The organism is Buchnera aphidicola (Mindarus abietinus) (assembly GCF_964059085.1).
Classification (GTDB): Bacteria; Pseudomonadota; Gammaproteobacteria; order Enterobacterales; family Enterobacteriaceae; genus Buchnera_A; species Buchnera_A aphidicola_C.
In genome coordinates this window covers 128,726-151,242 of sequence record NZ_OZ060398.1, presented here as the reverse complement: position 1 = coordinate 151,242, position 22,517 = coordinate 128,726, and the positions used below count along the sequence as shown (strand labels likewise).

Sequence of the window (22,517 nt, the reverse complement as noted above, 5' to 3'; positions counted from 1 at the left end):
TTTTAATCATTTAAATCTAATACCTTGTTCAAATTCAATTCGAAAATATTTAATAGCACTTACTAAGGGTTCCATAGCTCCTGGTGCATGAGCACAAAAAGTTTTTCCAAATTCTAAATTTTTACTAAGTTCCTCCAACAATTCAATATCTCCTTGTTTTCCCTTTTTCTGTACTAATGATTTTAAAATTTTTACTATCCAAGGCAAACCTTCTCTACAAGGTGTACACCATCCACAAGACTCTCTAGAAAAAAATTTTTCAATGTTATGGACTAATGAAACTATATTTACAAAATTATCCACCGCCATAGCTACAGCAGTACCTAATCTACTTCCTGCTTTTCTAACATTTTCAAAATCCATTGGAATATCAATATGTTCTAAAGTTAAAAAATCAGTTCCTGCTCCTCCTGGTTGCCATGCTTTTAATGAAAAACCAGGTTTCATTCCATTTGCGTAATCCTCTAATATTTCTCTAGCTGTAGTTCCAAATGGAAGTTCCCAAACTCCTGGAGTATTTACATTTCCTGAAAATCCCATCATTTTTGTCCCGGTATCTATACTTTTTGATAATGTTTTGTACCAAAGAAACCCATTTGATATAATAGCTGGTACATTTGATAATGTTTCTACATTATTAACGCATGTTGGTTTCCCCCATAAACCAATTTCAACAGGAAAGGGAGGTTTAAATCTAGGATTTGCTCTTTTTCCTTCTAAAGAATTTAATAATGCCGTTTCTTCACCGCAAATATAACGTCCAGCACCAGTATGTATAAAAATATCTAAGTTAAAACTTGTTTTTAAAATATTTTTTCCTAAATAACCCATTTGATAAGCTTCAAAAATAGATCTTTTTAAATTTTTATATGCTTGAATATATTCTCCTCGTAAAAAAATATAAGCGCAATGTACTTGTAAAGCAAAAGCTGCTATTATTATTCCTTCAATTAACTGATGTGGAATTTTTTCCATTAACAAACGATCTTTAAATGTTCCAGGTTCCATTTCATCAGCATTACAAACTAAATATTTTGTTTTTGAAACTTGAGATTTTGCAACCATATTCCATTTTATTCCTGTATTAAATCCAGCACCTCCTCTTCCCTTTAATTCGGACTTCTTGACTTCATCTATTATTTTTTGGGGAGACATTTCTATTAAACTTTTTGTTAATGCCGCATATCCATTTTTTAATTTATATTCCTCGATCCAAATAGGATTGTTATTTTTATTTAATCTCCATGTTAAAGGATGACTCTCTGCTTTCAGAAATTTGTTATTCATGAATAAGTTTCCAGTATAGAAAGAATATTTTTCTCGGATAAGTTAAAATATGTATCTTCATTAATCATCATAGTTGGTGCTTTATCGCAACATCCTAAACAACAAATTGGTAATAATGTAAATTTATTGTCTGGTGTTGTTTCTCCTGATTTAATTTTTAAATATTTCTCTAATACTATCAATATTTTTTTATATCCTACAACATAACAAACGACACTATCACAATAGCGAATAATATTTCTTCCTACTGGTTCAAGAAAGATTTGACTATAAAAAGTAGCCACTTCTTCTATATGCACAGAAGAAATATTTAAAATTTCTGAAATAGCATTTATAACATTTTTAGACACCCACTTTCTTTTTTTTTGTACTATTTTTAATGCTTCTATTACTACTGCATGAGGATATTTATAACGTTTTTTTTCCTCTTCTATTTTCTCTTGTTCTTCCACAGTTAATTCAAAATTAATATATTGTTTTTTCATTTTTTATCGATCCACGTCCGACATAACAAAATCAATACTTCCTAAATATGTAATTAAATCTGACAACAAACTTCCCCTGATAACAGAAGGTATCTGTTGTAAATGTGCAAAGCTAGGTGTTCGAATTCTCGTTCGATAACTCATCGTACCGCCATCGCTAATTAAATAATAACTATTTATACCTTTAGTTGCTTCTATCATTTGAAAACTTTCATTAGGAGGCATAATTGGTCCCCATGACATTTGCAAAAAATGTGTAATCATCGACTCAATATCTTTAAGAGTATTTTTTTTAATAGGAGGAGTGGTTAAAGGATGATCTGCTTTAAATGGTCCAGATGGCATATTATCTAAACATTGTTGTAATATACGTAAACTTTGAAAAATTTCTTCCATTTTTAACATAACTCTAGAATAGCAATCACTAATTCCATTTCCTATTGGTATTTCAAAATCAAAATCTTCATAACCTGAATAAGGTCTTTTTTTTCGAATATCAAAATCTATTCCTGTAGCTCGTAACCCTGCACCAGTGACCCCCCAATTTAAAGCTTCCGTTTTATTATAAGAAGCAATTCCTTTTGAACGATTTATTAAAATAGAATTTTTTAATGCCATATTTAAATAAAATTTCAATCTTTTAGGTAACCAAATAAGAAATTTTTTAAGTAATTTCTCCCATCCTTTAGGAAGATCAGAAGCAACACCTCCTATTCTAAACCAAGCTGGATGCATTCTAGCACCTGTAATTTTTTCAATAATATCATAAATTTTTTGTCGATCGGTAAAAGCAAGAAAAACAGGAGTCATAGAACCTACATCTTGAATAAAAGTAGAAATATATAATAAATGACTATTTATCCTAAATAATTCTGACAACATTACTCGAATAAACTTTACTCTTTTTGGAACTTGAATATCTGCTAATTTTTCTACTGCTAAAATATAAGGCATTTCATTGACACATCCCCCTAAATATTCAATTCTATCTGTGTAAGGTATAAAACTATGCCATGTTTGACGTTCAGCCATTTTTTCTGCTCCACGATGGTGGTATCCTATATCCGGCACACAATCAATAATTTCTTCTCCGTCTAACTGCAAAACTATTCGAAAAGCTCCATGAGAAGATGGATGATTTGGACCAAGATTTAAAAACATAAAATCTGAACGACTATTTTTTCTTTTCATTCCCCAAAATTCTGGAGAAAATCGTAATGCTTTTGATTCTTTTTCTTCCTTTTCTTCTGTCAAATAATAACTTTTAAATTCTGTAGCTCTTGCTGGATAATCTTTTCTTAAAGGATGCCCTTTCCAAGTAATAGGCATAAGTATTCTTGTTAAATTAGGATGATTTTCAAAATTAATTCCAAACATTTCCCATGTTTCTCTTTCATACCAATTAGCATTAATAAATAACTTAGTTAATGAAGGAACTGATAATTTTTCTTCAATTAAAGGAACTTTAATTAAAATATCTACATTTTTTTCAAACGAAATAAAATGATAAAATACTGAAAAATCCATAATGGGCATATTATTTCGATTTTTTCGTAATCTTTCATCTATACCATGTAAATCTAATAGCGTTATATATGGATCAATTAAGTTAGAAAGATAAGAAGCTATATTTAATAAATCTTTTTGTTTTATCCAAAAGACTGGAAAATCAATTAAAGTTAATTGAGGTATGAAAATTTCGGGACTAAAATTCTCGTATAATTTTTTTATGATTAAATTATAATAATTTTTTGTATTTTTAAATTTTGTAGTAGGATTGCTGATCATTATATTTCTCATGAACAATTTATTATTTTTAATATGAACATACTTTTCAAGTATATTTTTTTCAAATATAAAATAAAAAAATTATTATCTTGTACAATATTTATGTTTTTTTATAATAATTTTTATTATTTCTATATATTTTTTTATCTTCAACTATCCATGATAAAGGACGATTTTCTTTATCAATGGACTTCTGTAATAACATTAACGCTTGTAAATATGCTTCTGGGCGAGGAGGGCAACCGGGGATATAAACATCTACTGGTAAAAATTTATCCACTCCTTGAACTACTGAATAAATATCATACATTCCTCCTGAATTAGCACATGCTCCCATAGAAATAACCCACTTAGGTTCTAACATCTGATCGTATAATCTTTTAATAACAGGAACCATTTTAATAAAAGGAGTACCTGCTATGACTATAAAATCTGCTTGTCGAGGCGACGCTCTTAATACTTCCGAACCAAACCTAGCTACATCATGAACTGATGTAAAAGCAGTTACCATTTCTACATAACAGCAAGATAGTCCGAAATTATAAGGCCAAAGAGAATTTTTTCTTCCCCAATTAACTAATTTACGAACTACTGTTTTTAATTTTCCTAAAAAAACATTTTCGTTTAAATATTGTTTAATTTTAGAAAAATTCTGTTCTTTCTTATTTAACAAATTTGTTGAATTCATATTTATTGCTTTTGTTAAAACATATTTCATAAAAATACCTTTTAATTTTTTTAATTAAGCAAATTTATATTATTTAAATAATATAATAAACTTTATTGAAATGATAAATATATCTACTATCTATAAAAAAATATCTATATTCTATCTAATACTTTCTTATTTATTACATAAAAAAGAGAAAATAAAAGCATCAAAATAAACGAAAATATTTCTAATAATCCAAAAATTCCTATTTTTATTGCATTGACTGACCATATATATATATATAATGCCTCAATATCAAATATTACAAAAATAATTCCTATCAAATAAAATTTAACTGAAAATTTTATTGAGGTATTACCAATAGAGTCAACACCAGACTCAAAGGGAAGATTTTTATTCTTGCAAAATTTTCTTTCTCCTAAAATGAAACTAATAGATAAAATAAAAAAACAAATAAAAAAGGCTAAAAAAATAAAAATAAAAAATAGAAACAAATCAGAAAAAAATATTGAATTAGACATTTTTACGTTAAATAAATAAATTTATATGTTAAAGAATAATAACACTGATTTTAAAAAATCATTGATTTTAAAAAAGAAAATATTTTTATTAGATATAAAAACATTTTTTTTTAAATTTATTTAAACTTACATTATATTAAAAAATATTGAGAAAAAATTTGAATTTTATTAAAAAAATTATTTTTTTAAAAAATTTTTTATTAAATTAAAATAATATTTTCTTTCTTTACCCTTGATCAGATCTAAATAGACCCCATGTATTTACTATTAAACAATATAAATATTCTACTTTTTAAAAAACCGTATTATCATTACTAGTATTTCTATACTAAAAAAAGTTAGTTAGTTAACTTGTTATTTTTCTAACCATTGAATAATTTCATGTTATTATTTTATAAATGAATTAAATTTAGGAGAGATTTAAAAATGAGTAAAATTATAGGAATAGATTTAGGAACAACTAACTCTTGTGTTGCTATAATGGATGGGAAACAAGCAAGGGTATTAGAAAATTCTGAAGGAGATCGAACCACTCCTTCAATAATAGCTTATACTAAAGAAGGAGAAATATTAGTTGGGCAACCTGCTAAAAGGCAAGCAATAACTAATCCTAAAAATACATTATTTGCAATAAAAAGATTAATTGGAAGAAAATTTAAAGACAATGAAGTACAAAAAGATATTAAAATAATGCCTTATAAGATTATACAATCAAATAACGGCGACGCTTGGCTAGATGTCAAAAATAAAAAAATGGCTCCACCTCAAATATCTGCTGAAGTTCTAAAAAAAATGAAGAAAACAGCAGAAGATTACTTAGGGGAATCAATAACTAAAGCAGTTATTACTGTACCAGCTTATTTTAACGATGCTCAAAGACAAGCAACTAAAGATGCTGGGAAAATTGCAGGTTTAGAAGTAAAACGAATTATTAACGAACCAACTGCTGCTGCATTAGCTTATGGTCTAGATAAAGGAAAGGGAAATAGAATTATAGCCGTATATGATCTAGGTGGTGGAACATTTGATATTTCTATAATCGAAATAGATGATGTTGATAAAGAAAAAACTTTTGAAGTACTCGCAACAAACGGAGATACCCATTTAGGCGGAGAAGATTTTGATAATCGACTTATTAATTATTTAGTTGATATTTTTAAAAAAGAACAAGGAATAGACTTACGAAATGATTCATTGGCTATGCAAAGATTAAAGGAAACAGCAGAGAAAGCAAAAATAGAACTATCTTCTGCTAAACAAACAGAAGTTAATCTTCCTTATATTACTGCAGATGCAAATGGTCCGAAACATTTGAACATAAAAGTAACTCGTTCTAAATTAGAATCTTTAGTGGAAGACTTGATAGTAAGATCAATAAAACCATTAAAAATGGCTTTAAAAGATGCTAATTTAACAGCCGAAAAGATTAATGATGTTATTTTAGTCGGCGGGCAAACTAGAATGCCTATGGTTCAGAAAAAAGTTGCTGAATTTTTTGGAAAAGAACCTAGAAAAGATGTTAATCCAGATGAAGCTGTTGCTGTTGGGGCTGCTGTACAAGGTGGGGTTCTATCAGGGGACGTAAAAGATGTTTTATTATTAGATGTTACTCCATTATCTTTAGGAATAGAAACAATGGGTGGAGTAATGACTTCATTAATTAATAAAAATACAACTATTCCAACAAAACATAGCCAGGTTTTTTCTACTGCCGAAGATAATCAATCTGCAGTCACAATACATGTTTTACAAGGTGAACGAAAACAAGCTTCTGCTAACAAATCATTAGGACAATTCAATTTAGATGGAATTGAAGCTGCTCCTAGAGGTATTCCTCAAATTGAAGTTACTTTTGATATTGACGCTGATGGAATCTTACATGTATCTGCAAAAGACAAAAAAACAGGAAAAGAACAAAAAATTACTATAAAAGCATCTTCTGGGTTAAATGAAAATGAAATTAAAAAAATGATTTCTGATGCTGAAGCTAACGCAGAAGCAGATCAAAAATTTGAAAGTTTAATACAAACGAGAAATCAAGGGGATCAAATTTCTCATAGTACTAAAAAGAAATTAGAAGAATATAAAAATGAAATAGATTCAAAAGAAAAACAAGCTATTAAGTCAGCGATTGATGATTTAGATCTTTCTTTAAAAGGAGAAGATAAAAGTGATATTGAAAATAAAATTCAACACTTGCTTAAAATATCTGCTAAATTATCAGAATATGAATCAAAAAAATCTAATCCTATTAAACAAGAAGAAAAAGGTCAATCAAAAAAAGAAAAAGAACCCGATATTGTCGATGCAGAGTTTGAAGAAGTAAAAGATCCTAAAAAATAATATTTTTTGAAAATATCAAATAAAGCATAATTAAAATTAATTAATCGATACCCAGCACGGGCGAGGAGTTATTCCTGCGCCCGTAAATATATATTTTAGGAGTAATAAAAAAGCATGGGAAAAAAAGATTATTATCAAGTTTTAGGAATATCAAAATCGGCAGAAGATCGGGATATAAAAAAAGCTTATAGACGCTTAGCTATGAAATATCATCCCGATCGAAATCAAGGTGATAAAATTGCTGAATTAAAATTTAAAGAAATAAAAGAAGCATATGAAATTCTTTCTAATCATCAAAAAAGAAACGCCTATGATCAATATGGGCATTCTGCATTTGAACAAGGAAATTCAGGAAATAGTTTCCATAGTAGTTTTAATACAACTACTGATTTTGGCGATATTTTTGGAGATGTCTTCGGAGATATATTTGGAAGTAATAAAAAACAAAGAGCTTCTAAAGGAACAGATTTAGAATATCAAATGGAATTAACTTTAGAAGAGGCTGTTCGAGGTACTGTTAAAAAAATAAAAATACCTTCTTTACAAAATTGTTCTTTTTGCTATGGTACGGGCTCTAAAAATGGTCTCAAACCTAAAAAATGTTCAAGTTGTAATGGATATGGACAAGTTCAAATGAAAAAGGGATTTTTTACTGTTCAGCAAACATGCCCCACCTGTTATGGAAAAGGAACTATCATAAAAACTCCTTGCAATTCTTGCAGAGGAAAGGGAAAAATAAACAAATATAAAAATTTATCTGTTAAAATACCTGCTGGAATAGATAATAATGATCGTATTCGTTTAAATAATGAAGGGCAATCTGGTGATCAAGGTGCTCCTAATGGAGATTTGTATGTTGAAATTATAATTAAAAAACATCCGATCTTTCAAAGAAAAGAGAATGATTTATATTGTGAAGTACCTATAAATTTCTCGATGGCAGCATTAGGAGGGGAAATAGAAGTCCCTATACTAGAAGGAAAAATAAAGTTAAAAATTCCTTCTGAAACACAATCTGGAAAACTATTTAGAATGAGAGGTAAAGGTGTAAAATCTATTAGAAACGGATATCAAGGAGATTTACTCTGTCGTATTGTTGTAGAAACACCTATTAATTTAAATGAAAAACAAAAGTATCTCCTAGAACAATTAGGTGAAAGTTTTGATAATTGTAAGGGAAAAAAAAATAGTCCGAAATCAAAAAGATTTTTTGATGGTGTAAAAAAATTTTTTGATGAGTTAACCGGATAGTAATTTTTATACAATAATAGTATTGTTTTCCATTTTTTTTAAAAGGAAACAATACTATTTGTATTAAAGTTAAAAAATAAATATTAAAAATCAGAATTATCTTGAATTTAAAAAAAAAATTAACTATTAACTAACAAACTATTATTTTTTTTAAAAAACTTTTTAATCTTATTATTTAATCTTAACTTTAATCTTGCTGCTTTATTTTTATGAATTATTCCTTTATTTGAATACTTATCTACTACTGATTGCATATTTTTAAAAGATATTTCAATTTCTTCCTTTTTTTTTGAAATAATTGCAGAGTGTACTTTTTTAATAAACGTTTTAATTATAGAACGTCTACTCATGTTAAAAATTCTTCTTTTTTTAGAAGTAATAGAATCTTTTTTAGAAGATTTAAGGTTAGCCAATTTCAACTACTCCATATGTGTATTTAAAATATATAATTTTAATTATTTAATAATTAGTATTGTTTTATATTTCATTTAAAATTTAAGATTTTTAAACAATTTAAAAAAAAAATCATTAAAATATTTTTATATTTAGTAAAAAAAAATTACTTCTATAACATCTTTAATTTAAATAATTTTAAATATTATCGATTTGATATCAAACTTTTTTTTTAAATAAAAATATATATATTAGAAATATAATTAATATTAATTATTATTTATATTTTTTATAAATACTTTTATAATTTTAAAAAGAAATAACTTTTTAGTTAATTATAGATTATAATAAATAAATAATCTTAGAATTTTTTTAAAAACAAATAAATACTAAATATTATATTAATATATATATATTATACTTATTGAAAGAAAGTAAATCTATACTTTTTATATAAAACTATAAAAAGTTAAATTTAATTTTTTAAAAAAACATAGATTATTAATCATTAATATTATTAATAGATAATTTTTTTATTTCTTAGTTGTGAGAGGTTTTCTATGAGTGACTATAAATCTACTTTAAATTTACCTAAAACAAAATTTTCCATGAAAGGAGATTTATTTAAAAAAGAACCTTTAATTCTTAAAAAATGGGATACAGATGATTTGTATAATCAAATTCGTTCATCTAGAAAGGGAGGGGAAAAATTCTTCATTCAAGATGGACCACCATATGCCAATGGTGATATTCATCTAGGTCATGCTCTAAATAAAATTTTAAAAGATATTATTATCAAATCTAAAATAATGTCAGGATTTGATGTTCCATTTATACCAGCATGGGATTGCCATGGATTACCAATTGAACACGAAGTAGAAAAGAAAATTGGAAAATTAAAAAAAGATATCCCGAAAAAAAAATTTAGATCGTTATGTCGATCTTATGCTTTAGAACAAGTTAAAAATCAAAAAAAAGATTTTATAAAATTAGGAATATTAGGAGAATGGAAAAATCCATTTTTAACTATGAGTCCTAAATCTGAAGCAAATATTTTAAAAAAACTTTTACAATTAATTAAAAATAATCATTTATATCGTGGATTTAGACCTGTTCATTGGTGCTTTGAATGTCAATCTTCTTTATCGGAAGCTGAAATCGAGCATAAAGAAAAAACTTCAGATTCAGCTGTAATATTATTTAAAACTACTAATGTCGCTACCATTAACAACATATTTAAAACTAATATTCAAAAAAATTTTAATTTTATTTATATTCCTATTTGGACCACAACTATTTGGAGTTTGCCTTCTAATAAAGCAGTAGCCGTGCACCCTAATTTTAAATACCAACTTGTTAAAACTAAAAATAATTTTTTAATTTTAGAAGAAAAATTAACCAAAATAACAATGAAAAAAATCGGTGATGTAACATGGAAAGTTATTGGAAAGACTCTAGGAAAAAAATTAGAAAATTTATTATTTTTACATCCTTTTTTAAATATTACTGTTCCTATTATATTATCAAAACATGTTACTTCAAATATAGGAACGGGATCCGTACATATTGCTCCTGATCACGGACCAGAAGATTATGATGTATGCAAAAAATATAAAATTAAAATATCTAATTATGTAGATAAAAATGGTTTTTTTTTACCAGATGTTCATCAATTATTATCTAACATACATATATTTAAAAGTAAAAGTATAATTCTTAATTTACTAAAAAAAAATAATAGTCTATTAATACTAGAAAAAATAAAACATAATTATCCTCATTGTTGGAGACACAAAAAGGCAGTCATCTTTCGGACTACTCCTCAGTGGTTTATAGGATTAGATCAAAATAAATTAAGAGAAATTTCTTTGAATTTTATAAAAAAAATAAACTGGATACCAAAATGGGGAAAAAAAAGAATGGAATCTATGTTATTAAATCGTCCAGATTGGTGTATTTCTAGACAAAGAACATGGGGAGTTCCTATACCTTTTTTTATACATAAAAAAACCAAACAATTACATCCCGAGACTATATTTATATTAAAAAAAATATCTGAAAAAGTATCTCGTTCAGGAATAGAAATATGGTGGGATTTAAATTTAGAAGAAATAATAAAAAAAGATGCTCATCTATATGAAAAAAGTCTAGATGTACTAGATGTTTGGTTTGAGTCAGGATCAATGCAAATTTCTGAAATATATATTAATGATGCCATTAAAAAAGAAGTTTCAGATATATGCATAGAAGGATCAGATCAATATAGAGGCTGGTTTATGTCTTCTATTTTATTATCTACTGCTACTATAAAAAAACATCCTTTTAAAACAATTTTAACCCATGGTTTTACTGTTGATCAAAACGGCTATAAGATGTCAAAATCAATAGGAAATTCGGTAAAACCAAAAGAAATTATTAAAAAATTAGGAGCCGATATTTTAAGACTATGGGTAGCTTCTACTGATATTTCTGAAAATATTTCAATTTCTGATGAAGTGCTCAAACAAACCAGTGATCACTATAGGAAAATAAGAAATACTATTCGATTTTGTATTTCTAATTTATATGATTTTGATACAGAAAAAAATCTTGTTTCTTCTAATAAAATGTTATTATTAGATCAATGGATTATCGAAAAAACAAATTCTATTCAAAAAAAAATAATTTATTTATATAATACTTATAAAATTCATGATGTTTTTCAAAAAATATTATATTTCTGTTCAATATATCTAAGTTCTTTTTACTTTGATATTATTAAAGATAGACTTTATACTACTCAAAAAAATGGAATTCCTAGAAGAAGCTGTCAGACTAGCTTATACTATATTTTACAAACCATCAATAGATGGATTGCTCCTATATTACCGTTTACAGCAGATGAATGCTGGAATTACCTTCCAGGAAATAAATCTAAATACATTTTTACTGAATATTGGTTTGATGGATTATTTAATCTTCCTAAAGATATTAAAATCAATAATTTTTTTTGGGAAAAAATTATAAAAATAAAAAATGAAGTTAATAAAATTTTAGAGAAATGGAGATTAAAAAAAATTATAAAAACTTCATTAGAAGTTTCTGTAACTATTTACTTAGATAAAAAAGATATTTTTTTATTAGAAACATTAAAAAATGAACTAAAATTTATATTTTTAACGTCTGAAGCAAAAATACAAAAATATTCCAAAGCTCCTGAAAGTGCTTATCAAAGTACCAAAATAAAAGATTTGAAAATCTTTTTAGAAAAAATAAAAGGAAAAAAATGTCTTCGATGCTGGCATTATTTTATTTCAGAAAAAAAAATAAAACAAGAAAATAAAATAAAAAAAATTTGTAATAGATGTAAAAAAAATGTTTTTGGAAACGGTGAAGAAAGATTCTTTCTATAAAAAAAAATTTATAAAAATAAGTATTTTTCTAAAAAAGTCTTCTATTTTTAAAAAAATAAAAAGAACTATCCTTTTTTAAATTTAAAATTTAATTTTTTAAACATTAAATATTTCAAATATAAATATTTCAAAATATATTTTGAAATATTTAATAAGACAGTATTTTTTAAATTCATAATTTATAATAAATAAAATTATTATTTTTTTAATAAAAATCTAAAAAGATAAGCAATCTACATGTTTTATTATCCTATATAAATAAAAAATGATTTATATAAAAAATTATAAGTATTTTTTTTATAAAATATAAATTTTAAAAATATTAATAGTAAAAAATACAATTTCCCATTTTAGAATATTTATGACAATAATTGTTTTATAGGTATAATAAAAATATTAAAAAAATAAAAAAGAGAAAAAATTTTGGAAAAATATACAAGAATTGCAATTTTCGGTGCATTAGGAAAAATGGGAAAGATAATAATAAAACAAATTCATCAAAATTCAAACTTCAATATAACAACTGCTATTGTTAAAAAAAATGATCCTAATATTGGAAAAGATATAGGAAAAATTTTAGGTATTAAAAATAGTAATATTGTTACTAGTGATAATTTAGAGGAAAAAATAGAATTTTTTGATATTTTAATTGATTTTAGCTCTACATCTGCAACATTAAATAATCTTTTTCTTTGTGAAAAATACAAAAAAAAAATGATTATTGGAACTACTGGATTTAAAAAATCAGAAATTGAAAAAATAAAAAAAAGCTCTAAAAAAATAGCTATTATTTTTTCAGCTAACTTTAGCATAGGAATTAATTTAATTCTAAATACATTAGAAAAAATTACAAAAACATTAATTTCTACCTCTGATGTTGAAATCATAGAATATCATCATAATAAAAAAATAGATGCTCCTTCTGGAACCGCTTTGATGTTAGGTAAAAAAATTGCTGATACAATGAAATGGAAACTAGAAAATCATTCTATATATGAAAGAAAAGGAAAAATCGGAGTAAGACCAACAAAAAAAATTGGATTTTCTACAATTAGAGGAGGAGATATTATCGGAGAACATACAATTATGTTTGCAAGTTCTGGAGAAAGAATAGAAATAACTCATAAAGCAAGTAACAGAGCTCTTTTCGCTAATGGAGTTATAAAAGCTTTAAAGTGGATTTTAAAAAAAGATATCGGATATTTTAATATGGAAGATGTGCTTAAAATATAAATTTAAAAAATAGATAAATTTACTAATTTTTAGTATTATTTATATAAAAAATATATTTTTTAAAATATTTTTAAACCATTAATTTTAATAATTGGAGTTTCATTTGAGAAAATCGGCAATATTAGTTCTAGAAGATGGAACTATATTTTATGGGAAATCTGTTGGAAAAACTGGCTCCACTGTAGGGGAAGTTGTATTTAATACTTCTATGACTGGTTATCAAGAAATACTGACTGATCCTTCATATTCTAATCAACTAATTGTATTAACTCATCCTCATATAGGAAATGTTGGTGTAAATTTAGAAGACGAAGAATCAAATAAAATTTATGCTAAAGGCTTAATTGTTAGAGATATTTCTTTAATTTCTAGTAACTATAGAAGCATTACTACTTTACCAGAATATTTAAAAAAAAATAATATTTTATGTATCTCCGATATAGATACAAGAAAACTGACTCGTATCATACGAACAAAGGGATCTCAAAATGGATGTATTATTTGCGGAAAAGAATATAAAAACGTAGAAAAAGCTAAATTTAAAATTAAAAAATTTATGGGTTTACAAGGTTTAGATTTAGTTAAAAACGTTTCTACTCTTTCTACTTATAAATGGAAAGAAAATCTAAGTCCTTTAAAAATTAAAAATAATAATATTATTATTGACAATAAAAAAATATTTTTTAACATAATTGTTTATGATTTTGGCATAAAAAAAAACATGTTAAAAATGTTAGCTGATAGGAATTGTTCCCTTACTGTTGTTCCTGCAAAAACTAGTTTTGAAAAAGTTATGAAATTATCTCCAGATGGAATTTTTTTATCTAATGGTCCTGGAGATCCTAGGCCATGTGAATACATTATAAATACCATAAAAAAATTTTTAAAGATAAATATTCCTATGTTTGGGATTTGTTTAGGTCATCAACTTCTAGCATTAGCTAGTGGAGCTAAAATAATTAAAATGAAGTTTGGACATCATGGAGCAAATCATCCTGTAAAAAATATAATTTCTAATTCCGTTATGATCACATCTCAAAATCATGGATTTACGATAGATGCTAAATCAATTTCTAAAGATATTAAAATAACTCACAGGTCACTATTCGATAATTCTATTCAAGGAATAAAGTGGAACAAAAAACCTGTATTTAGTTTTCAAGGACATCCTGAAGCTAGTCCAGGACCGCATGATTCTGCATTACTATTTAATGATTTTATTAATTTAATAAAAATATATTTAAACCAAAAAAATTCAGGAAAAAATAAAAATGCCCAAAAGAACTGATATTAATTCAATTTTAATTCTTGGAGCAGGTCCAATAATTATTGGACAAGCATGCGAATTTGATTATTCTGGTGCTCAAGCGTGTAAAGCATTACGGGAAGAAGGATATAAAACTATTTTAGTTAATTCGAATCCTGCTACTATAATGACTGATCCCGATATGGCTGATGTTACTTACATTGAACCAATTCATTGGAAAATTATTGAAAAAATTATTAAAAAAGAAAAACCGAATGCCTTGTTACCTACTATGGGAGGTCAAACTGCTCTTAATTGTGCCTTAGAATTAGAAAATAGAGGAATATTATCTGATAATAAAGTACTAATGCTAGGAGCAACTGCTGATGCAATAGAAAAAGCTGAAAATAGAAAATTATTTGAAAAATTAATGAAAAAAATAGGATTAAAAACACCTAAATCAGGAATTGCACATAATATGAAAGATGCTTACCAAACATCTAAAAAAATTGGTTTTCCTTGCATTATTAGACCTTCTTTTACAATGGGTGGATCTGGAGGAGGAATTGCTTATAACCATGAAGAATTTAAAGAAATTTGTGAAAAAGGAATTGAACTTTCCCCAACTCATGAGTTATTAATTGATGAATCATTAATTGGATGGAAAGAATACGAAATGGAAGTAGTAAGAGACCAAAATGATAATTGTATTATTGTATGTTCTATAGAAAATTTAGATCCAATGGGGATACATACTGGAGATTCTATTACTATAGCGCCTGCTCAGACTTTAACTGATAAAGAATACCAATTAATGCGAAATGCTTCCATAAAAATTCTACGAGAAATTGGATTAAAAACAGGAGGTTCGAATGTTCAATTTGCAGTAAATCCTAAAAATGGAAAAATGATAGTTATTGAAATGAATCCTAGAGTTTCTAGATCTTCTGCTTTGGCATCTAAAGCAACAGGTTTTCCAATTGCTAAAATTGCTGCTAAATTAGCAGTAGGTTTTACTCTTGATGAATTAAGAAATGATATCACTAGTAAATCTTCTCCTGCTTCTTTTGAACCTTCTATTGATTACATCGTTACAAAAATACCAAGATTTAATTTTGAAAAATTTAAAGGTTGTAATGATCGATTAACTACTCAGATGAAATCAGTCGGAGAAGTTATGGCAATAGGAAGAACCTTTCAAGAATCTATTCAAAAAGCTATACGAGGATTAGAAACTAATACCACTGGTTTTAATTCTAAATTTTCTAAAAATTATGAAAATAATTTAACTCAAATTAAATTCGAATTAAAAAATCCTGGATCCGAAAGATTATGGTATATCGGGGATGCTTTTAGAGCAGGTATATCTATTCACAATGTTTACAAGTTAACTTCAATAGATCCATGGTTTTTAGTACAAATAAAAGAATTAATTGATATAGAAGAAAAACTAAAAAAAACAAAAATTTCTGAAATTAATAAAAATTATTTATATTTTTTAAAAAGAAAAGGATTTTCTGATGAAAGAATAGCTTTCATTATAAAATGTTCAGAAAAAGAAATTAGAGAAAAAAGAGAACAATATAATTTACATCCTGTATATAAACGTGTAGATACTTGTGCCGCAGAATTTTCTACAGAAACAGCATATATGTATTCAACATGGGAAGAGGAATGTGAATCACATCCTACTAACAATAATAAAAAAATTATAATATTAGGAGGAGGACCTAATAGAATAGGTCAAGGAATTGAATTCGATTATTGTTGTGTTCATGCTGCCTTGTCACTACGAAATTCTGGATTTGAAATAATTATGATTAATTGTAATCCAGAAACAGTTTCTACTGATTATGATATTTCTGATCGATTATATTTTGAACCCGTTACGTTAGAAAATGTATTAGAAATTGTTAGAATAGAAAAACCATATGGAGTAATTATTCAATATGGCGGACAAACACCCTTAAAATTAGCTAAACTTCTTCAAAAAGAAAATGTTAAAATACTTGGAACAAGTCCAGAAAACATAGATAAAGCGGAAGATCGAAATAAATTCCAGTTAATGATAAAAAAATTAGGATTAAGACAACCTAAAAATTCAACTGTTATTAATTTAAAAGAAGCTTTATGCGAAGCAAAAAATATTGGTTATCCTATTATAGTACGTCCATCTTATGTAATAGGCGGAAGTTCAATGGAAATCATATATAATGAAAATTATTTAATAAAATACTTTAAAAATAAAGCTATTTCATTAAAAAATATTCCTATCTTACTTGATCATTATTTACAAGGTGCTATTGAAGTCGACGTAGATGCTGTATGCGACGGAAAAAATGTTTTAATCGGAGGTATTATGGAACATATCGAGCAAGCTGGAATTCACTCTGGAGATTCTGCATGTTCTTTACCTACTTATACTTTAGATAAAAAAATACTAGAAAAAATTAGAATTCAAGTAAAAAAAATATCTTTTGAATTATCAGTTTTAGGATTAATAAATATTCAATTCGCTATTAAGAATAAAAAATTATATGTTTTAGAAGTTAATCCAAGAGCGGCTAGAACCATACCTTTTGTTTCTAAAGCTACAGGAATAGCATTAGCAAAAATTTCTGCTTTAACTATAGTTGGAAAAAGTCTAATTTTACAAGGTATTACAAAAGAAATTATTCCTTCTTTTTACTCTGTAAAAGAAGTAGTACTTCCTTTTAATAAATTTGATAAAGTTAATCCATTACTAGGTCCCGAAATGAGATCCACTGGAGAAGTTATGGGGATAGGTAAAAATTTCTCAGCTGCTTTCTCTAAAGCATTATTAGGTGCTCAAATAAGCGTAAAATTACCCGGTAGAGCTCTACTATCTGCAACAAAAGAAAACAATATAACAAATATTATTAACTTAGCTATTAAATTAAAAAAAATAGGTTTTAAGTTAGACTCTACTCATGAAACATTTAAAATTTTAAAAAAAGCTGGAATTTACTCAAGATTTGTTAATAACATTAATGAAGGCCGTCCTAATATCCAAGACAGATTAAAAAATAAAGAATATTCATATATAATCAATATTTCTAATTCTTATAAAGAAATTGAAGAATCTAAATTAATATGTTCTAATGCTTTAGAATATAAAATACATTATGATTCTACTTTAAATGGAGCATTTGCAACTATTATGGCACTTAATAATGATCCCATAAAAAAAATATGTTCATTACAAGAAATACATAAAAAAAAATATGACTTTTAGTTTAATAGCTGCTGTAAGTAAAAATTTAGTAATAGGATTTAAACAAAAAATACCTTGGTACATACCAGAAGATTTATATTGGTTTAAAAAAAATACTATTAATAAATATGTTGTAATGGGTCGAAAAACTTGGGAAACATTACATTGTAAACCCTTACCTATGCGAAAAAATATCATCATTAGTAGTAATCCGATTACTACTAAGGGAGTTATTTCTTTTTTATCTATTAAAGAATTATTTCAATTCGAGATGAAAAACAAAAAAAAAGAAATTATGATTATTGGTGGATCAAGTATCTATTTCCAAATGTTCCCTTATGTTGATAAATTATATATTACAAGTATTAATCTTTATACTCAAGGAGACTCATATTTCCCCAATTTTTTAAACAAAAACATATGGAAAGCAACTTTTTATAAAAAGAATTACTATTTTTCTGATTTAAAAAAAATAGAATTCTGCTTTAATATATTAGTTAGAAAAACCAAGTGAACTTAAATATCAAAATTGAACAAATTTTTTTTTATCTTCAAATCGAAACATTGTTAATCCTCCTCCCCAACAACAACCTGTATCTAATGGTATTACCCAATCTGGAGTTTTAGTTCCTGATAAAGTTGACCAATGTCCAAAAAAAACTTTATAATTTTCGCTAATAGCAGGGTTTTTAATTTCATACCAAGGTTTAATTTTTTTTTTAATAAAAGATGGATTTTCTTTAGAATTCATTTCTAAGCTACCATCTAAATAACAATATCGCATTCTCGTTAAGACATTTACAGAAAATCTAAATCGGAAAATTCCAGTTAATTTATCTTTCCAATAATTTGGATAATCTCCTCTAATAGAATTTAGAATATTAAAATAATTTTTTTTCTTTAATAATAGTTTACATTCTTTAGCACATTTTTTTGCTGTTTCAATATTCCATTGAGGAGAAATTCCAGCATGAGAGATTAGTATTTTCTTTTCTTCTTCTACTCTTAATAAGGGTTGATTTCGTAACCACCTAATTAATTCATCAAGGTCGCTTGATTTTAATAATTTAGTTAAATTATCTTTTTTAGTATGCTTTCTTAATCCAGAATGTATCAATAACAAATTTAAATCATGATTTCCTAACACTATTTTCGCTGATTTTTCCAATGAAAAAATATATTGGAGAACACTTAAAGAATCAGGGCCTCTTGAAACTAAATCTCCACTTAACCAAAGTACATCTTTAGACGGATTAAATTTAACTTGTTCTAATAACAATTTTAATTCTTTATAACAACCATGAACATCTCCTACAAAATAATTACTCATTTATTTTTTCCTAAATAATTAAAAATGTAACTAACAAAAAATATTTTTAATAAATTTTTTATTATATTTTAAAAACTAAATATAAAAAATTTTTCATTTTGGAATTAAAAAATTTTTTTTAACTAAATAATCAGTTAAACGACAATATTCAGATATTGATATATTTTCAGCTCTTAGTAAAGGATTAATCCCTAAATCATATAATTTTTTTTCAGAAAATAGTTTTGATAAACTATGTCGAACTATTTTTCTCCTTTGAGAAAATGCTATATTAGTAATATAAGATAATATCTTAACATTTTTCACATAATAAGGAGAACAAATATGTGGCTGTAAACGAATAAAAGAAGAATTAACTTTAGGAATAGGGAAAAAAGATTGTTTAGAAATATCTAATATTGGAGTGACTTTAAAAAAATACTGAATAATAACACTTAATTTTCCATAATTTTTTTTATTGGGATGAGCCTGAATACGATTTGCTACTTCTGTTTGAAACATAAAATGCATATCTTTTATAATACTACTAAATTCTATTAATTTTAGTAATAAAAATACTGAAATATTATATGGTAAATTTCCAAAAATTCGTATTGGTTTATTATTTTTCCTATAAAATTCTAAAAAATTAAATTTCATAACATTTTTAGAAAAAATTACCAATTTTTTTGAAGGAAAAAAATTTTTTAATTTTTTTGACAAATTTTTATCAATTTCTATAGCATATAGCTTTTCTATATATTCTAATATAGGAAAGGTTAAAGAACCTAATCCAGGACCAATTTCTAACAAAATCTCTCCTAATTTTGGGTTAATACTATTAACAATTTTACTAATAAAATTTTTATCAACTAAAAAATTTTGTCCTAATTTTTTAGAAGGTTGAAATGATTGCATTTTTTTTTGCATATAATATAACTCATTTTTTTTTAAAAAATACAGCATAAATTATTTTTTTTTTGTAAAAAATATTTTTTATAAAATAATAAAAAATATAAATTTTATTTTTTTCGATAAAGTATAAAATATATAAAACATAAATTAATATAAATGAAATGAGAATTTATGGAATCATGGTTAAAATTACTATTGCTGCAATCTTTAACTTATTCTTATATAATTATAATTATAATTTCTTTTTTGGAATCATTAGCAATAATTGGTTTGTTTTTACCAGGCATTGTTTTTATGTCTATGATAGGTACTTTAATAGGCAATCAAAGTTTAAATTTTTATTCAGCATGGGTAACAAGTAGTGTAGGATGTTTACTTGGAGATTGTTTATCCTATTTTCTAGGTTTAAAATTTAAGCACTGGTTGTATTTTTTAAAAAATATAAAAAGATATGAATCTGTTCTTTTAAAAATACAAAATACTGTTCGTACTCATAGTATGGCAACAATACTGATTGGTCGTTTTATTGGGCCTACCAGAGCTCTAATTCCAATGGTTTCAGGAATGTTAAAATTATCTTTTAAAAAATTTATAATTCCTGATATGATTGGCTGTTTGTTATGGCCTCCTATTTGTTTTTTTCCCGGAATTATAACAGGAATAGTAATAGATTCCCCAAATTATAATGGAAATGATGATAATCTTAAATGGATATTATTAACAATACTTTTAATATTTTCTAGTGGAATATGGTTTTTATGGATAAATAGACATAAAAACTCTAATCAACTATTAACCCTATCATTATCAATAAAAAAAATTAATTATATTGGATATATATTAATTTTTTTTGGATCTATTGGATTTATTTTACTTCAATTTCATCCAAAAATATCATTTTTAAGACATGCGATAATAAAAATTATTTCTTTTTAATAAAAAATATTCATTTAAAAAAATTTGTAAAAGTTAAATACTATATTTTTAAAATAATCGGCACGGAGGGATTTGAACCCTCGACCACTGACACCCCATGACAGTGCGCTACCAAACTGCGCTACGTGCCGAAATTTATTTAAATAGTTTCTATTGTATTAAACATTTATAAAAAATAAAATATATTAACATTTTAATTTAGTTCACATAGATGAAATCTATATGTGTTATTTTAGGTTTAAATGCATGATAGTGAATTTCTTTAATTATAACAATATATTTTTTTTCAGAAACAATTAATTCTACTTCTTTTTTATTAAATTTTAAATTGATAATAATCTTATCATCTATTTGAATGTGCAAAATAGGTTTTTTTTTTCCATACACTATAGCTGGAAATTTATTATTTGTTCGTAAAAGTCTGCTAGCACTTTTTCCTATTTTTTTTCTTTCTACAGCATGAATAGTTAACATTATTTATTCCTATGAAATAAAAACATAAATTTTATATATTAATTTTTATAAAAAGTTAATAATTTTTACAAATCAAAAACAAATACTACATGGATTGTAATAAAGATATTTCTTGTTTCCACAAACTAGAATCAGTAGTTTCTAAAATTAAAGGAATATTTTCAAATTCTTTTTGTTTAATAATCCAATTAAAAGGAATTATTCCTATATTTCCTTTTCCTAAATTATGATGACGATCTAAACGACTATTAAAAGTTGATTTAGAATCATTTAAATGCATTCCTTTTAAGTACTTAAATCCTATAATTTCTTTAAATAATTTAAACGTATTCCTACAATCTTTTTCTGTTCTTAAGTCATATCCAGAAGAAAACAGATGACATGTATCTATACATATTCCTACTCTTGATTTATCATCAACTTTTTGTATTATTTTAAATAATTGCTCGAAACAAAACCCTATATTGGTTCCTTGTCCAGCAGTATTTTCTATTACTGCACTTACTCCTTTTACTTTTTCTAAAGCTATGTTAATCGAATCTGAAACAAGTTGTAAAGATTTATCTTTATTAATTTCTCTTAAAAAACTACCTGGATGAAAATTTAAATATAATAAACCTAGTTGCTGACAACGATATAATTCATCAATAAATGCTTTTCTAGATTTTTTTAATAATTTTTTTTCAGGATGACATAAATTAATCAAATAACTACTATGAGGTAGTATTTTAGATTTTTTAAATTTATATTTAGTGCATGCAGTTTTAAAATCTAATATCTCTAATTCACTTAACGGTAAAGATTTCCACCTTCTTTGATTTTTAGTAAAAAATGAAAAAGCAGTTGCACCCAGTTCATGAGCTCTAATAACTGCCATTTTTAATCCGCCTGCAGCACTTACGTGTGCTCCTATATATTTCATATTCTTAACTAATCCAAAAAAATAATAATGATATATATATGTATAGTACTATATGTTAAAAGAACAACATATTTTTTTAATAAATATTTTTTTTATTAAAAAAAAATATTTATT

18 protein-coding genes and 1 tRNA gene are annotated in these 22,517 nt (G+C 25.4%); 8 read left to right on the top strand and 11 right to left on the bottom strand.

What is annotated here, in order from left to right; all coding sequences use genetic code 11:
- Positions 1 to 6: 6 nt before the first annotated feature.
- The 5 genes from nuoF to AB4W62_RS00690 all read right to left on the bottom strand — a co-directional run bounded on the left by nuoF (position 7) and on the right by AB4W62_RS00690 (position 4,754).
- On the bottom strand, positions 7 to 1,287 hold the full coding sequence (gene nuoF, locus AB4W62_RS00710) for an NADH-quinone oxidoreductase subunit NuoF (protein WP_367680039.1): 1,281 nt from the start codon (positions 1,285 to 1,287) through the stop codon (positions 7 to 9).
- Positions 1,284 to 1,772: an NADH-quinone oxidoreductase subunit NuoE gene (nuoE, locus tag AB4W62_RS00705; RefSeq protein ID WP_367680038.1), complete on the bottom strand. Its 489-nt coding sequence runs from the start codon at positions 1,770 to 1,772 to the stop codon at positions 1,284 to 1,286. The genes nuoF and nuoE overlap by 4 nt, the downstream gene beginning before the upstream one ends.
- Before the next feature lie 3 nt (positions 1,773 to 1,775).
- Positions 1,776 to 3,572: an NADH-quinone oxidoreductase subunit C/D gene (nuoC, locus tag AB4W62_RS00700; RefSeq protein ID WP_367680037.1), complete on the bottom strand. Its 1,797-nt coding sequence runs from the start codon at positions 3,570 to 3,572 to the stop codon at positions 1,776 to 1,778.
- An 88-nt stretch (positions 3,573 to 3,660) separates the two neighbouring features.
- On the bottom strand, positions 3,661 to 4,278 hold the full coding sequence (locus AB4W62_RS00695; protein ID WP_367680036.1) for an NADH-quinone oxidoreductase subunit B: 618 nt from the start codon (positions 4,276 to 4,278) through the stop codon (positions 3,661 to 3,663).
- Positions 4,279 to 4,382: 104 nt separating this feature from the next.
- Positions 4,383 to 4,754 (bottom strand): NADH-quinone oxidoreductase subunit A, encoded by a 372-nt coding sequence (locus AB4W62_RS00690; protein ID WP_367680035.1) that lies wholly within the window; start codon positions 4,752 to 4,754, stop codon positions 4,383 to 4,385.
- A 426-nt stretch (positions 4,755 to 5,180) separates the two neighbouring features.
- Between AB4W62_RS00690 and dnaK the strand changes: the two genes are divergently transcribed.
- Positions 5,181 to 7,097, top strand: coding sequence for a molecular chaperone DnaK (gene dnaK / locus AB4W62_RS00685; RefSeq protein ID WP_367680034.1), 1,917 nt, complete (start codon positions 5,181 to 5,183; stop codon positions 7,095 to 7,097).
- A gap of 114 nt (positions 7,098 to 7,211) precedes the next feature.
- Positions 7,212 to 8,348 carry a molecular chaperone DnaJ gene (dnaJ, locus tag AB4W62_RS00680; RefSeq protein WP_367680033.1) on the top strand — a complete coding sequence of 379 codons (1,137 nt, stop codon included), beginning with the start codon at positions 7,212 to 7,214 and terminating at the stop codon, positions 8,346 to 8,348.
- Positions 8,349 to 8,467: 119 nt separating this feature from the next.
- On the opposite strand, the gene rpsT is transcribed toward dnaJ, so the two are convergent.
- Entirely contained in the window at positions 8,468 to 8,761 is a 294-nt protein-coding gene (rpsT, locus tag AB4W62_RS00675; RefSeq protein ID WP_367680032.1) for a 30S ribosomal protein S20, read from the bottom strand.
- Positions 8,762 to 9,301: 540 nt separating this feature from the next.
- On the opposite strand from rpsT, the gene ileS reads away from it, so the two are divergent.
- The 5 genes from ileS (at position 9,302) to AB4W62_RS00650 (ending at position 18,361) form a co-directional block, all read left to right on the top strand.
- Entirely contained in the window at positions 9,302 to 12,133 is a 2,832-nt protein-coding gene (gene ileS / locus AB4W62_RS00670; RefSeq protein ID WP_367680031.1) for an isoleucine--tRNA ligase, read from the top strand.
- Positions 12,134 to 12,556: 423 nt separating this feature from the next.
- A complete protein-coding gene (gene dapB, locus AB4W62_RS00665) occupies positions 12,557 to 13,366 on the top strand; it encodes a 4-hydroxy-tetrahydrodipicolinate reductase (protein ID WP_367680030.1) in 810 nt (269 codons plus the stop codon).
- Between the two features lie 103 nt (positions 13,367 to 13,469).
- The gene (gene carA / locus AB4W62_RS00660) at positions 13,470 to 14,654 is read left to right on the top strand and encodes a glutamine-hydrolyzing carbamoyl-phosphate synthase small subunit (RefSeq protein ID WP_367680029.1); all 1,185 of its coding nucleotides are present in this window, start codon (positions 13,470 to 13,472) and stop codon (positions 14,652 to 14,654) included.
- The gene (gene carB / locus AB4W62_RS00655; RefSeq protein ID WP_367680028.1) at positions 14,638 to 17,868 is read left to right on the top strand and encodes a carbamoyl-phosphate synthase large subunit; all 3,231 of its coding nucleotides are present in this window, start codon (positions 14,638 to 14,640) and stop codon (positions 17,866 to 17,868) included. The genes carA and carB overlap by 17 nt, the downstream gene beginning before the upstream one ends.
- Positions 17,858 to 18,361, top strand: a complete 504-nt coding sequence (locus AB4W62_RS00650; protein ID WP_367680027.1) for a dihydrofolate reductase — start codon at positions 17,858 to 17,860, stop codon at positions 18,359 to 18,361. The genes carB and AB4W62_RS00650 overlap by 11 nt, the downstream gene beginning before the upstream one ends.
- A 9-nt stretch (positions 18,362 to 18,370) precedes the next feature.
- Here AB4W62_RS00650 and AB4W62_RS00645 read toward each other — a convergent pair whose 3' ends face one another.
- Together AB4W62_RS00645 and rsmA are read right to left on the bottom strand one after the other, a co-directional pair.
- Positions 18,371 to 19,177, bottom strand: coding sequence for a symmetrical bis(5'-nucleosyl)-tetraphosphatase (locus AB4W62_RS00645; protein WP_367680026.1), 807 nt, complete (start codon positions 19,175 to 19,177; stop codon positions 18,371 to 18,373).
- 93 nt (positions 19,178 to 19,270) lie between these two features.
- Complete coding sequence (rsmA, locus tag AB4W62_RS00640; protein WP_367680025.1) at positions 19,271 to 20,086, bottom strand: 16S rRNA (adenine(1518)-N(6)/adenine(1519)-N(6))-dimethyltransferase RsmA; 816 nt, start codon at positions 20,084 to 20,086, stop codon at positions 19,271 to 19,273.
- A 156-nt stretch (positions 20,087 to 20,242) separates the two neighbouring features.
- On the opposite strand from rsmA, the gene AB4W62_RS00635 reads away from it, so the two are divergent.
- On the top strand, positions 20,243 to 21,007 hold the full coding sequence (locus tag AB4W62_RS00635; protein ID WP_367680024.1) for a DedA family protein: 765 nt from the start codon (positions 20,243 to 20,245) through the stop codon (positions 21,005 to 21,007).
- Between the two features lie 57 nt (positions 21,008 to 21,064).
- Here the strand turns inward: AB4W62_RS00635 and AB4W62_RS00630 are convergent.
- The 3 genes from AB4W62_RS00630 to nfo all read right to left on the bottom strand — a co-directional run bounded on the left by AB4W62_RS00630 (position 21,065) and on the right by nfo (position 22,403).
- A tRNA-Pro gene (locus AB4W62_RS00630) sits at positions 21,065 to 21,138 on the bottom strand.
- A 67-nt stretch (positions 21,139 to 21,205) separates the two neighbouring features.
- Positions 21,206 to 21,481: a 50S ribosomal protein L25 gene (gene rplY, locus AB4W62_RS00625; RefSeq protein WP_367680023.1), complete on the bottom strand. Its 276-nt coding sequence runs from the start codon at positions 21,479 to 21,481 to the stop codon at positions 21,206 to 21,208.
- A gap of 85 nt (positions 21,482 to 21,566) precedes the next feature.
- Complete coding sequence (nfo, locus tag AB4W62_RS00620) at positions 21,567 to 22,403, bottom strand: deoxyribonuclease IV (protein WP_367680022.1); 837 nt, start codon at positions 22,401 to 22,403, stop codon at positions 21,567 to 21,569.
- Positions 22,404 to 22,517 lie beyond the last annotated feature (114 nt).